The sequence below is a fragment of the Thalassoroseus sp. genome (assembly GCF_984380535.1).
Genome location: NZ_CFHRBF010000019.1, coordinates 34,779 through 47,984, shown reverse-complemented (window position 1 = coordinate 47,984; position 13,206 = coordinate 34,779). Strand labels below are relative to the sequence as shown.

The 13,206-nt window shown below is 52.9% G+C and carries 16 protein-coding genes; 11 read left to right on the top strand and 5 right to left on the bottom strand.

The features are described 5' to 3' along the window. Positions 1–24 precede the first annotated feature (24 nt). Positions 25–681 carry a GYF domain-containing protein gene (locus tag AC5DDB_RS23695; protein WP_491742237.1) on the top strand — a complete coding sequence of 219 codons (657 nt, stop codon included), beginning with the start codon at positions 25–27 and terminating at the stop codon, positions 679–681. Positions 682–741: 60 nt separating this feature from the next. On the opposite strand, the gene AC5DDB_RS23690 is transcribed toward AC5DDB_RS23695, so the two are convergent. The 5 genes from AC5DDB_RS23690 to AC5DDB_RS23670 are packed head-to-tail and all read right to left on the bottom strand — an operon-like array spanning position 742 to position 5,695. Continuing rightward, positions 742–2,517, bottom strand: coding sequence for a hypothetical protein (locus tag AC5DDB_RS23690; protein WP_491742236.1), 1,776 nt, complete (start codon positions 2,515–2,517; stop codon positions 742–744). Between the two features lie 8 nt (positions 2,518–2,525). Next, positions 2,526–2,837 (bottom strand): hypothetical protein, encoded by a 312-nt coding sequence (locus tag AC5DDB_RS23685; RefSeq protein ID WP_491742235.1) that lies wholly within the window; start codon positions 2,835–2,837, stop codon positions 2,526–2,528. Between the two features lie 20 nt (positions 2,838–2,857). Beyond that, positions 2,858–4,828, bottom strand: coding sequence for a coiled-coil domain-containing protein (locus AC5DDB_RS23680; RefSeq protein WP_491742234.1), 1,971 nt, complete (start codon positions 4,826–4,828; stop codon positions 2,858–2,860). 14 nt (positions 4,829–4,842) lie between these two features. Next, complete coding sequence (locus AC5DDB_RS23675; protein ID WP_491742233.1) at positions 4,843–5,499, bottom strand: hypothetical protein; 657 nt, start codon at positions 5,497–5,499, stop codon at positions 4,843–4,845. Further along, positions 5,492–5,695: a helix-turn-helix transcriptional regulator gene (locus tag AC5DDB_RS23670; protein WP_491742232.1), complete on the bottom strand. Its 204-nt coding sequence runs from the start codon at positions 5,693–5,695 to the stop codon at positions 5,492–5,494. The genes AC5DDB_RS23675 and AC5DDB_RS23670 overlap by 8 nt, the downstream gene beginning before the upstream one ends. Before the next feature lie 370 nt (positions 5,696–6,065). Here AC5DDB_RS23670 and AC5DDB_RS23665 point away from each other — a divergent pair, with 370 nt between their 5' ends. The 10 genes from AC5DDB_RS23665 (at position 6,066) to AC5DDB_RS23620 (ending at position 13,197) form a co-directional block, all read left to right on the top strand. Next, positions 6,066–6,854: a TIGR04255 family protein gene (locus AC5DDB_RS23665; RefSeq protein WP_491742231.1), complete on the top strand. Its 789-nt coding sequence runs from the start codon at positions 6,066–6,068 to the stop codon at positions 6,852–6,854. Position 6,855: 1 nt separating this feature from the next. Further along, entirely contained in the window at positions 6,856–7,557 is a 702-nt protein-coding gene (locus tag AC5DDB_RS23660; RefSeq protein WP_491742230.1) for a hypothetical protein, read from the top strand. Positions 7,558–7,586: 29 nt separating this feature from the next. Then, complete coding sequence (locus AC5DDB_RS23655; protein WP_491742229.1) at positions 7,587–8,603, top strand: ComEC/Rec2 family competence protein; 1,017 nt, start codon at positions 7,587–7,589, stop codon at positions 8,601–8,603. A gap of 270 nt (positions 8,604–8,873) precedes the next feature. Then, a complete protein-coding gene (locus tag AC5DDB_RS23650) occupies positions 8,874–9,152 on the top strand; it encodes a helix-turn-helix domain-containing protein (protein WP_491742228.1) in 279 nt (92 codons plus the stop codon). 20 nt (positions 9,153–9,172) lie between these two features. Beyond that, positions 9,173–9,403 (top strand): helix-turn-helix domain-containing protein, encoded by a 231-nt coding sequence (locus tag AC5DDB_RS23645; protein WP_491742227.1) that lies wholly within the window; start codon positions 9,173–9,175, stop codon positions 9,401–9,403. A gap of 13 nt (positions 9,404–9,416) precedes the next feature. Beyond that, positions 9,417–9,728 (top strand): helix-turn-helix domain-containing protein, encoded by a 312-nt coding sequence (locus tag AC5DDB_RS23640; protein ID WP_491742226.1) that lies wholly within the window; start codon positions 9,417–9,419, stop codon positions 9,726–9,728. Positions 9,729–9,744: 16 nt separating this feature from the next. Then, positions 9,745–10,047 carry a helix-turn-helix domain-containing protein gene (locus AC5DDB_RS23635; protein ID WP_491742225.1) on the top strand — a complete coding sequence of 101 codons (303 nt, stop codon included), beginning with the start codon at positions 9,745–9,747 and terminating at the stop codon, positions 10,045–10,047. 131 nt (positions 10,048–10,178) lie between these two features. Further along, complete coding sequence (locus AC5DDB_RS23630; RefSeq protein ID WP_491742224.1) at positions 10,179–10,553, top strand: hypothetical protein; 375 nt, start codon at positions 10,179–10,181, stop codon at positions 10,551–10,553. A 523-nt stretch (positions 10,554–11,076) separates the two neighbouring features. Then, the gene (locus AC5DDB_RS23625) at positions 11,077–12,075 is read left to right on the top strand and encodes a BPSS1187 family protein (protein WP_491742223.1); all 999 of its coding nucleotides are present in this window, start codon (positions 11,077–11,079) and stop codon (positions 12,073–12,075) included. A 189-nt stretch (positions 12,076–12,264) separates the two neighbouring features. Then, positions 12,265–13,197, top strand: a complete 933-nt coding sequence (locus AC5DDB_RS23620; protein WP_491742222.1) for a class I SAM-dependent methyltransferase — start codon at positions 12,265–12,267, stop codon at positions 13,195–13,197. Positions 13,198–13,206 lie beyond the last annotated feature (9 nt).

Sequence of the window (13,206 nt, the reverse complement as noted above, 5' to 3'; positions counted from 1 at the left end):
GCCTTAGACACTTGAAGGGACGAGATGGTGGGAAAGTCTTGGTATGTTTCGCGAAATGGCAAGCGCCGCGGACCGCTCTCTGACGATCAACTGAAGCAGGCTGTGGCCAACGGAAAAGTGACCCACCGAGATTTTGTCTGGTACGATGGCCTCCAAGATTGGGTCGAAGCTGGAAAAGTGAAGGGGCTCTTCGCAAGCCCGCCCCCGCCCCCGTCACGGCAAGGAACACTGTCTTCCCGTTCCGCATCACGACAACTTGTCCCTTGCGATGCGTGCGCGGAGAATATTCCGCCTAACTCACGCGTTTGTCCGTACTGCAACGAACCAGTGAGCGACTATTCATCGTGGGTTCAGTCAACTCAAGCCGTAGTCGACGAATCGACAAGACGGGCCATCTCAACTCAAATGCTTGTTGCAGGGGTAGCCAATTTGGCGTTCGGCCTTCTTTACGTTTCAACAGTTATCGGTGCGGTAATCGGGGTGCCAATGTTCGCACTTGGTCTTTGCGAATTGCTCAATCACTCAAAGATCGATTCCCTGGATGCGGACCAACTCAAAAGCAAAGCGTCTCTGTACGGAACCTTAGATATAATAGCCGGCTTGTTCAATTTGGTCAGTTTGATTTGTGGGATCTTGACAGTCGCAAAATCAGGCAATGTCAAAGCCAACCCCAGCCTTTGATTGCACTGCCTTTGACCCGCACGTACACGACGACACTGTGACAGTCGTTGACTGTTCAAACTAAGCCCCTTTTGCTGCACCAATCTTGCCGACTCCTGTCGGGTCATCTTCTGTTGCTAGCGTCATGCCTTCGATGCCAAGCTCGAGAGCTTTTTTCAGACTCTCCTCATCATCGAAGGCAACAATGTAACTAGCTTTCCAAGCCCGCCAGTGAGCAAGAAGCCCGGCGAGGTTCTCCGTGCGTTCTTTCTGCTTAAAAGTCCGTGGGGACAATTCCGCTTTCTCGCCCCACGCCTTCAAAACTTGCGGAATCTCAACGGGAAAACACAACCGGATCGCTTCGCCCGTGACTTGAAGCGTAAGCGTATGCTGTCCCTTATCCTGAACAACAATCTTGCCCTTCCTCTTCAGTCGAGGATTCAAACCTTGGTTGTCAATGCCCTCGACGGACTCGCCGATTGCTTGGCCAGGGCCACCGCCGACTTGACGCTGCGTTCCCACCTTGCCAGTCGGCATTTCTCGGAGTGCGTTCGATCCGCTGTCGTCAAGAATCTCAAAGTCTTGTTGCCAAAAAATATAGCTCTCTTTCTTGCTCGGGCACTCGTTCGCGAGACTTCCCCCCAACGCTTCCGCCAAGTCTTTTTTAGTTCCGTCGGTGACCTTGACTGTGCCTTGCTGGCATACAGAAATTAGTTTGTCACTATTTGCTTTGAAGTGCAGCCCGGCTAGTCCGCGATCGCTCCAAACGGTCCGCGACATAGCCTGAGCATAAGTGTTCCAATCCAACACACCCTTGAAGCTGGAAAATAGCCGAGAGTCCTTGATCATCGTGCCTAGCAAGGGTTTCGTCGAAGTTGTATCTTTTGGCATCGTGAAAAACGACATCGCAAACGAGAACGAGTGGTCGAAAATCGATTCGTTGACAGTCAACTCCACGATAATGGTATTCCCGGCAATCTTGTCGATGCGAGACTTCATTGCCAACAGAATCCGGTCCCATGCCAGTGCGAGAGGAAAGCCTTTCGCGACCGAAACCGATCCTGTAATGCTCTGCTGCGATTTCCGGTAGCCACCTTTAGCACCCATCGAAACTTGATGGCTCATGCGGATGCTCGTGACACCCGGCGGATAGCCATGCTCGCTGGGAAGCTCCTCGTCGGTGATAGTGAATTGTAGTGCCGATTTGTTCTCAGCAAGCACCCAATTTTGTCGAGCACGACGGAAACCCTCGGGCACGACCACCTTCATTTTGTTCCGATACTGATCGGCGGTCTGGTCGGGTGTGTCGCCGGACCGGCTAGCATTGACGATCTCAAGAACACCTGCAATTGTTCTCGAAGTCAGACCGCGATCGTTGATCGAATACGTTGCCGAGTACGACAAACTCTTTAAGTCGCCTACCTGACCGTTGAGTTCATAGCTGTCGCCGCACCGTTTCACCTGATATTGAACCGCCCAATCGATCTCCATCGCGAATTCACGACCAACAGGTTTGATCGAAAGCTCTGTTGTTTTCGGTCCCCAAGCGATATCACTGTTAATCGTCACATCGCCGTAGCCTAAGCCCGTGACGGTTAGTGGCTTGCCATCTTGCAAGAGCTTAGACTGCATCTGCTTGACAATCGTGTCGGTCGTCTGACTCTGTGAAGTCATTCCCAGCTGACCATTCTCATCGAAGGTCACATAAGCCCTCACCAACAAATCCACGCGGTCGGCGATCACGACCCGCTCGGACGCATCGCGAACCGGCGTAATTCTCAAGCTGGTTGAGACTCGCGGACCGGCGAAGCGAAAGCCGTTGTAAATGATTGCGTGCGGAGAAGTCAGATTGGTCATGGTGGGTCTCAGTTCCGAGGTGATTTGAGTGCGAATTTTCGTTGGACTTGTCGCCGCATGCCGGATTCGATAAATCGAGTTGCGTCTACGAGTTCGTCGAGAGCGGCGTCAAGGTCATCGGACGGTGCTGAGCTCGTCAGACGGAGCCTTTCAGTTAGTGCGGTTCGCACCACGTCCCAATTACTTAGATCGAGGTATTGAACGGCGTTGTCACACCCGAGCGTCGGACGGTTGTCATCCGGCTCGAACAGCCCCTCCGGATCGAAATCTTCGGGAAAGACTCGTTCAGGAATGAAATCGGAAGGTATGGGTTCTACCATCGGATGCTCCTTGCGTTTGTTTAAGGTGGGTCTTGGGGACCATTCGGATTACCCTGCTGATATGGTCCGTCGAATGTGTCTGGGCGATTCTTACGAAGACTGTCGATCACATCGCTGACGTTCAGATCGTTCTTGTTGACCTCATCTTCGCCGAGTTTCGAGAGCAACCAACTAATCTGCCCGCCAATATCTAGAGCTTGCTTCCATGCTTCTTTGTCTTCGAACGCTTTCAGCCGTTCGGCCTCTTCTAAACTCTGGACGCCCGGCACAAATCCTTCAATTTGCTTAACGAATTCGTTCATTACTGGCAAAAGGAGTTGTGCCGCTACACGGAGAACTTCCGCTTTTAGGTCTTCCACAGCATTGACCAACCTCGATTGAAGACTGACAAATTCGGCTGTTTCTGAATCGATCCGGTTCGCACGAACCATTTGCCGCTGTATATCGCGAACCTCAGCCTCAGCTTTGGCTCGTGTAGTTTCTGCACCGAGGCCGTCGGCTTTCTCAGCCATGCCATCGAGGGCGGATGCGGTTTTTTCGGCCACCGTCGCCAACAATGCTAGCCCAGCCGTCGCGATACCAGCCGCCATTCCGGCACGGGCTGCACCTGCACTGACCGCCGCTCGACCCGCGGCCCCCCGAGCATTTTGGCGAGCCAAGTCGTAAGCCGTTTTCGCAGACTGGACTTTTTCGGCCAGACCAGATTCTCGATTCAATGCTTCCGTAGCTTGTCGTCGACGACTTTGAGAATCCTGACGGGTTGTCTCGGCGACGTTCAACGAACCCTCGGCCGCATCACGGCGTTGCTGGGCGGCACGTTTTCGATCCTTCGATTCGACGAGTCGCTCTTGGGCAGACCGCTGTTTGTCCGCGTCGGACTCCGCACCGAACACAGAATGCCGATCTATGTCACGCCGGGATTCCGCCATGTCCCGGGTCGCGATTTCGAACGCTTTCGAAGCTTCCTCAAACTCGCGGCGTAGCTCAATGACCGACTCAGCAGCGCGTTCCTCGGCTTCCGTGGCTCTCTCGCGTTCCACGGTCAATTTGCGGAGCACAGCTTCTTGACTACGTTCTTTCGCTTCGGGAATCTGCTGGCGGGTGTTGGCCAATTCATCACCGACCCGCCCATGCTGGGCCTGTTTCTCCGAAAACGATTGCTCTATTTGCTCGGCCTTGCCTTCCAATTCGGCGGCACGTTGGCGAGCATCGTGACGAACACTTGCGGCCTGAACACGATGTTCCGACTGCGTTGACCGGTCATTTGCGGCCAATGCCCGGGCGGTCTCGGCCTTCTGGCTCAAATCGTCGGCAAGCGTCTGGTTGCCAGCATCACGAGCCTCGTTAGAGCGGCGTTCGTAACGCTCGGCGTGTGACTCCGCTTTTTTCTGGCGTGCTTCAATCTCGTCTGCCAGCGAATCGAGAGCCGATCCTTTTTCCATACCCGCTTGGCGGGTGCTTTCGGCCTCCTGACGATAGCTAAATGCTTCCTTGCGGTTGGCCTCGACTTCGGTTTCCAGCGACTTCAGAGTGTCAACAAGATCAGATTCCTGACGCAGAAGTTGATCAAGGATCTGAGTTTCGTCGTTATTGATCGCCTCGGCCTCCACACGACGAGCAGGTTCCGCAGCAATGCGGTTCCGTTCGCCAGTTGTCATTCGGCCAAGTTGTTGCGACTCAGCTTCATTGATCCGCTTCCGTGCTTCGGCGCGTGCGACACGGGCTTGGCTCAAATCGTCGCGAGCTTCGGCCTCCAGGCGTTTGCCTGGGAACGCACCGCTGATTCCGCCCCGATCGACAACCATTGGAGCTATCCGCTCGACAACGGCTTTTGTCGCCAACCCGACCGCCGTGGCTTTGACGGCACCCGCCAACATACCGCCAATACCGAAACCGCCACTAAACGCACCGGCCAACGGCGATGCTGCTTGAGCGACCGTTCCACCGAGACCACCAAACCCGCTAGCCGAGATTGCTTCTTCAGAACTCATAGAACGACTCCAGTCTAATTTACGGTCTGGACCAGTTGCTGAGCGGACTCGCGAGCTTGGCGGGCTTTCTCGACGGCCTCAGCGGCATCCCTCTCGGCATCGTCGGCGGCCTCTTGGGCTTCCTTCTGGCGACGTTCAGCAGCTTCACGCTGCCGGGTCTCTTCGTCGAGGGTGGCTTGCCGTTTCGACTCCGCTTCGGCCGCCTGGATACGTACGTGGGCGTCAATGTGCCGGTTAATTTGATCAAATTGCCGTTCTTCAATCCGGTTTTTGGCGTAACGCTTCCCGAGTTCAACCAGCAACCGGGCCGTTGCGACGTGGCCATCTCGCAGAAGAGCTTTGAAAATCACAGCCAATTGATGTGGGCCAAACCGGCGAAAGACCTCACTGGCAAATTGCCCAAGCGCATCATCAGCCGTAACCGGATCAGGCTCGTCGATCGTGACGGCATCTAATTCGGCAAACTTCGTTGCAATCAGCTTCGTGGAAGGGCGGCCGCCCGTCGAAGATTCCGAAGTGCGAACTTGGTTTTGCAGGATCAACCTCTCAATGGCGGCATCTCGCTGCTCTGCTGACAGGCTCGGCGTCTGGTTGGTCAGTTGAGATTTGATCAACCCGTCGACTCCAGCGGCCTCGACCACGTTCAACACCGTTTGTTCGCCATTAGCCATCTCTGCACTCCTGTTCATTAAGCCATTTTAAAATGGTTGACCAACGCCATCGTCGCCAGCCGTGACGGCTCGCCCGTATTGCTTTTGGCATTCGCCCGGTTCGTTCCCAGGTGTTAACCGTTTTGCGAGATACACCGAGAATCCCGGCAATTTCACTGGCAGTTACCAAAGCACTGCATTCGATTTCATCTGGCATGAGAAAACCCTATCGACCAATGTACTTGGGCAGGATCGCACGACACCAGAAGAGGTGAGAAGACGAGAATGTTCCATCTCGGCAAGTTTTTTTGAAAAACGCTTAGGGGGTTGGAAAATCGGTAGCCAGGCGGGGCGAGCAGCGGCCGAGAATCGAGCCTTTGCCAGCGAGGAAGGTGTTTGGATACGTTCCCGATTTGTCTTGACAGATGGAATGTACCGGATTCAGCATTTTTACCGCTGCGGTGCCTTTTTTGCTCACCTACGTTAGAATTAAAGGAAATAAGGAGTTTTACCGAAGTTTGGCGAAACAGGAGCATGAAAGCGGTTGCCGCTTAAAGCGACCAGTTACCATTTCAAGAAACAGAGCAATGAAGTTTCGCAAACCGCCTGTCATTGAAGTCTGGATCTCCATCGAATTTCAACCTAACGACAATAAGCGGGGGTTCGACCCCGAACTTGTTCAGGCATTTGCTGTTCAGTATAAAGAGGATTTCCCGAACCGCGACGTCGAACATGAGGTGCAGATTCAGACGGAAGAGCAAGCCTCCAATCGCCTGCCGAAGGTTGTGAACAGAGACGTGAAACTGAAACATGTTCGTCTATGGAATGAGGCGAGGTCTCGTGCCTTTCAGATTAACGACGATCAGATCTCGTACCACATGCTTAAAAATTCGCTAGAAATTCCTGGGTACCAGAAAGTTCGGACGGCGACTGAACCAAAGCTCCTCGATTACATCAATAAATTCCGCCCCGTGAAGATTACAAACGCAGTGCTCCATTATCTGGATGTAATTGAGATACCTGTTCCCGAAAATGATAAGATAGACTTGCGGGATTACTTTCTTTATTCGATGGAGATTCCAGAGGATCCCTTCGGGCCAATGTTCAATTTTTCTCAGTCCTTCGAGGTGGTTTGCCCAATCGATGATGGACCACTTTTTGTTCGTCTCCAGAGTTTGCCATCCTCTGGAACAGGGATTTTTCGATTCCAGATGGAATGGCATAAGCTGTCCAGGGGCATTGACACTCTTGACCCATCAGCAGTTTGGAAGCGACTGAACACGGCCCATGACTACATGTGGGATTGCTTTATCAATTCGTTCTCTGAGAAAACCTTAAAACTTTTTGAACCCATTCAAGAATCTAGCGAGGCTTGAGATGCCCTTCGTGGCAATTGACTGTCCTATACCAGCCCCGTCATCGGCCTATGTCACCGAAGTGAGAAATGAGTGGGGGCAAAATATTTTTGCGTCGGACGCAATTCATTCGTCACTTTCTGAACTTCGAATTGCCGGTGTCAGCTACCCGCTTCAGAAGCCAGTTCAGTCTCGCTACATCCCGGTAGCTGGAGAGTTCTTAGTTGAGGGTTTTAGTCCTCAATTCATTGGTAGAGGAGCAACGTACAACGAAGCAAAGCGTGACTGGTTGATTTCAGTTCACAGCGCATGCCAAGACTTAATGACAAAAAGACCGTTCGAGATGTCAGCTAATGATCTCCAAAAATGGAAAGTGATTTCGTCGAGAATTGACGTTCCAACGTATCGCAATCAGACGCCAATTCAAACGCATCAGTTCGGCCGAGTTCGCTGGGATGTCCGGCCATATCCCTCTAAGATTCACTGGGAAAGCGGTGAAATTGAATCTATTAGTCTGGACCAAGTCAATTGTCCCGACTTCGTGACATACAAGCCCAATCAGCCTGTTGAGGCGGTCGTGGAACGTGACCCACTTTCATTTCGGTTGATCCGCATTGTTAGCATTGAACGACGTCCAGAACCCTCGCGTTTATCAAAAAAAGATGAAGCTATGCTTCTGGATTCCATTGGTTCAAGCAGCACACTTCCAAAAACAGACTGGTAGCATCATATAAGGCAACGAAGGAAAATCAGTTGGAAGTTTTCTTTCTCGACGTTGCGCAGGGATCCTCACAGGTAGTCTTGCTTGGAGGTCGTCGAGCCATTGTCATTGACTGCGGTGGACGTTCCGGTGGAACAATTCTCCACTTCCTGAAGCGAATGAATATCGACTTCCTTGATGGGCTGCTAGTATCTCATAGTCACGATGATCATATGGGAGGGGCTGCTGCAGTCTTGGGAGAATATAGGGACCGAATCGAGCGGATAGGTTTCGTTCAGGACCATCAGTTTCTTGAAAGCAACTTTTGGGCTCGACTATCCGACTTTTATTCTCAGGGGGTTATCTCGAAGAAGAACATTGTTCGACTGGAATTATCAGAACAGCCACAACCTTTCTGGAGCGATTTGACTCTAGGCGCGGAATTGAGCGTCTGGTCGCCGGATGCAATGGAAAACCTGCAGGCTCAGATCAAGCAGGACCAAAACCCAACTAGCGCGGTATTAGTGTTAGAGAGGGATGGTAGGCGTGTAGTGTTTGCGGCCGATTCTGATCTCTCTCAATGGAGGGAGATCCACCGAAGACACGGACAGGTTGACTGCGACGCTTTCTCGGTACCCCATCATGGTGGTAGATTCTTTGGCTCACAGCAAGAACTTGATTGGTTCTTTGACCAAGCGATATCTAGCCAGGTAGCGATTATCTCGGTCGGCACCAGCAATACTCATGGACACCCGCGTGAGGAGGTCGTGAAGGCGTTAACCAAACGAGGAACAGTGGTCGCCTGTACTCAGTTTACTCGACAGTGCAATGGCGGGGTATATGATCTTGAATTTTTGCGTCCTGGAGTATTGCAGCCGCAATTGCACCCTTGCCAATCTTCAGGTAGTGCAGATCTTACTGATCGTGGAAACAGTCGAAACCTCGCCTGCGCAGGCACAATTAAATTAGAGTTCACCGCAGGCGGCTTTGTATACGATCGACTTCTAGATCACCAGCGTTCTGTCGACCTACTCAAATCGACCGGCAATGCATGTCCGTTGTGTCGATAGATCGTACTTAAAGTGGAAAGTTATTCGCTCAAAACTCTAGATCAACGTGCTCCAGGCAACAGCAAACCGTTTGAGATTGGCAATCTCCAGGTGACGTCACCAATTTGTTTGCCGATGCCGGTCAGTCTAACGGCTATCTCACCAGCGACCGAGAGCGCAACCAGCGAACACCAAATGTTGATCTTTTCAGGTTGAGCACTTGTCGATATCTTCCCCGGCCGAGTAAGGAGACCTGTCAGCGATTCGCCGGGAAGCCATGGGGCCGCGTCCATGTTTCACATCACTGCCGACATCGAAGAACTTCGCCCACTGGTTCAGCAAATCGTTGCAGAAGTGCTTCGTGAAATGACACCCTTCAACGCCGGCGGGAAGATTTCGTTCACCGAGCAAGAAGCTGCAGACTTGCTAAGTTTTACACGCACGCAGCTGCGAGATGAACGCTTACGTGGACGAATCTCGCATTGCCGTGTCGTCGGTAGGCGGGTTCGATACACGCTACAGCAGTTGCAGGATTATTTGGCGGAGCGGGAACAGAACGCCGCCGCGTAGATCCAAGGAAGTTGGATTCCATGGCAAAACGAACAAAGAGGTCAGAAGCTGATCGCTGGTGGGGATTCACGTTCTGCGTTGATGGGCACGTCAGTATCTCCGATGCGATGGAATTGCTCAGGGTCTCGGATTCAACGATCTACCGCATGCGCAAGCGGAAAAAGCTGCGGTTGGGTAAGAAGCCTGGGCAGCGGGAGACGGTTGTTTGCAAGCGATCGCTCGAAATGGCCATGAAACCCATTGAGCATTGAGGGACGAGCACCCATGTCGAACGTCGTCATATCAGCCGAGGAGCTCCGTCTGCTCGTGAAAGCCGTCGTTGCCGAGACGATCTTAGAGATTTCCCAGGCAGTACCAACCAGCCCGAGAGAGCCCGAAACCAAGAAGGCCGCCCAAGTGGATTGGTTGACCCGAGAGGAAGCTGCCGCGTACCTGGGCGTGACACCGACCACGCTCAGTAATTGGGCATCGAATGGAACGAAGCATCTTCCGTACTATTCGTTTGGTCGAAGGGTGAAGTACAGAAAGAAGGACCTCGACGAGTGGGTGGAGACGCAACGGATCTGGCACGCGTGAAAAAAGGAGACCCGCCATGCTGCAAATCACCGCTGACTTGGAAGAACTGCGGCCGCTCATTGCTCAGATTGTGGATGAGACGCTTCGGGCGAAAGAGCGAGTTCGACCGCAAACTTCACGAAGAATGTCGAAATCAGAAGACAGTACGGTCTTGCTGATGACGTCTCGCCAAGTCATGGACGCATTGCAAATCACCCGGCGAACCGTTGATCGGCTCGTTGAGGATGGGACGCTTGAGTCGAAGCGGATCGGAAAAAATGGCCGGTGGGTTCGCATCACGCGGGAGTCGTTCGATCGGTACTACGAGAGTCTTTCGTAGGCCGCTGTCGAAACGAGTCTCGCGACGCGTCGAGTGGGAAACCGGGTGACTGACCCATTGCAATCGAAATCCAATGTGAAGTATCGTCGGAATCGCACGGTTTTGGGGAACTCTTGCCGGGTAGGGTCGTTATGGATTTTGTTGCTTCACTGTCCCATACAGTTTCGTTGGTCAAACGGCTTCGTGAGATTTCGAAGAACATCGAAGAAGCCGAATTTAAGAATCTGCTTGCCGACCTTGCCAACGAACTCGCAGACCTGAAATTGGAAGCCATTACGCTAAAAGAGACAATCGCAGCCCTCAGGGAGGAAAATGCAACGCTCAAAGCACAGCAGGAGCCTCAAGAAAAACCGATCGGCACGAAGTGGGGATGCTATCAGTTTGAAGGCGAAGATGGTCTATTCTGCACCGGTTGCTGGGACAGTAAGGGAATGAAATCACGAACCAATCGGCTCAGATCTCGATATCGCTCATGCCCTGTGTGCAACGCCGTTATCGGGACATAATTCTTCTTGGGTCAATCAGCGTCGATCAATCGAAGGATCGCCGCTTTCGTCTCATCCGAAAGATTCGGCCACGCATCGACCACACGTTGCAATCCGGGCGTTTTGGTCGCGTGGCTGGTCAAACTGTCGTCAGGAGTCGCCGTAAAAGACTGCAACTGAACGACTTCGGGCGATTGATCACTAGATCCTAAATCTAGCGCGTCTGCCAATTCCGCCACTCTCGCGTGGGAACCAATTATTTCGGTTTCGCGTTTCAAATGCAATAGCTTCTGACGTTTCGGATTCTCCGCCTTTTGGAAACCTTTCCGGAAGGTTTGCGGAGGGTTGGGCGCAGCGTAAACACATGCCTACTAAGGAGGTTCGTTTTGTCAGCAGCGATTGTCGTCTATGATGTAGGGAACATGCTGTCTTTCGATAGCGACCCCGATAAAAACCCTAGGAGTTCTCGACCTTGTTCAAGTCACGTCAATTGTTCGCTTCCGTCGCTACTTTGTTGTTTGTGTCGTCGATCGCCACGAACTCGATGGCTCAATCAAGGCTGACGTTTTCCGATTCCAAATCGCAGCAGTACAAACTGACGGCCCGCGCCAGTCAGATTGATCCGCGTGTGAAAGCACATCCGGAAATCGACTTTCTGATTGATGGCAAGGACGGCAAACCGGCGGACATCGAGCACGCGTCGGTCGACACACGTGTGAAGCCTCGCGGCAAATTGGTGATTTGGTTGATGGGGCACAATCAACAGTTGTTCGATCGCGTGAACTCCTACGGCTTGCACGCGATCCAGGTGCAGTACGCCAATCGCTGGTTTTCGATTTGTTGTCGGGAGAATCCGGTCGGCGAACACTGTCGTGGCAACATCCGCTTGGAAGCCGCAACCGGTCAGGATTTCAGCGATGAAGTCGACATCCCCAAACCAGACGGCATGATGGAACGAGCCTACCAGTTCGTAAAATGGTTGGCGAAAGAAAACCCGCAGGGCAAGTGGGACTACTTTCTAACGAAAGACGGCCAAGGTCTTCGATGGGATGATGTCATCGTCGCCGGCAGTTCACACGGTTCCACGACGGCCGCTCGGTTTGCCAAGTTTCAGAAGGTCAGCCGCGTTGTCGCTTTCTGTGGGCCACGGGACCAGTATCAATCTTGGCAATCCTTGCCGTCCGCCACACCCGAGAACCGTTATTTCGGATTTTCGCATGTGCTCGATGGCGGTTGGACCGGCGACCATTACTGCCGCAGTTGGGAACTGATCGGCATGCACAAGTTCGGCCCGATTGTGAATGTCGACGAGACGAAAGCCCCCTACGGCAACACGCGGCGACTGATCACCGATTTCGACGTCAACGGCGATGCCCGCCGCGCTCACAGTTCCGTCGTGCCAGGACGCAGCGCAAAGAAAGACAGCAAAACCGGCAAATATCTGCACGAAGACGTCTGGCGATATCTATTCACCCACCCCGTCGATACCGTCGGCAAAGGCGTCCCCCAAGATCCAACCTGCAAGAAAAACCAACGCTCGTAAAAGGATCGAGTCGACTTCATTGAGTTGACGTTTCCGGAAGCGTGTTCGACTGAAACAACGATCGAATTTTCGTCGAGTGTTACCGGGAGCGTACAAATCGGGGTTTACACACTTTGGCTTTTTCAGTACTGGTCCCTCATCGTTTGGACCACTTGATTTTTGGCCACATGGATGGTGGGGCTTGGTGTCATGAAGAGTTTGCTTCGTCGCTTTGGGAAAAGCTCGGATTCGGAGTTAGCGACTGCCGTCGAGGAAAAGCTTGACAAGTCCGAGAAGGACTTGGCGGCTGCGTTGGCGACCGAGACGCCGACCGAAACCAAGCCAGAACCCGAACCGGAACCCGTCGAAGAAGAGTTTCAGTTCGATGGCCACGAAGAAGGACGAGTGGCGATTCACCAAATCGACCCACTTTCCGACGATGAACTTCAACGTTTGAACAAGTTGCTGCCTTGGAGTGCGTGGACTGTCGATTCGAAAGGTCGTCGCTTCGGCAATCGGCATAACAAAAAGAAACGCATCATCCCGGCGGAAATGCCCGATCACCGCATTGTTAGTCTCGCGGAACGGGTCGATATGACTGATGCGACGGTCTTCGAAGTCGGTTGTTTCGAAGGACTGCATACGGTGGCTTTGTGTGAACGAGCCAAGCATGTGATCGCGGTCGATTCGCGGATCGAGCACTGTGTGAAGACGATGGTTCGTTGTTGGGCGTTCAATGAAAAGAATGTTCAAGTCGAACTTCACGACTTGGAAGAAGGGCTGCCGACGCGGTTTTCCGCGGAATGCGATGTGCTGCACCATGTCGGCGTGCTGTACCACTTAAGCGATCCGGTCGGGCATTTGCGGGAGTATCTCTCGCAGACTAAGAAGATGGTGATGCTCGACACACACGTCGCCCCGGAAGACAAAGAACTCGACGAGTACGAAGGCTATCGCTACTTCCGCTACCGGGAACACGGCCGCGATGCCCCGTTCGCCGGGATGCTCGATCACGCCAAGTGGTTGCACGTGGAAGACTTAGTGCGATTGCTCAAAGAGTGTGGCATGACTGACGTTGATGTCGCCGAACATCGCGACGAACGCAACGGTCCACGCGTTTTGATCTACGCTGGTCGCCCGTAGTTGATTGAT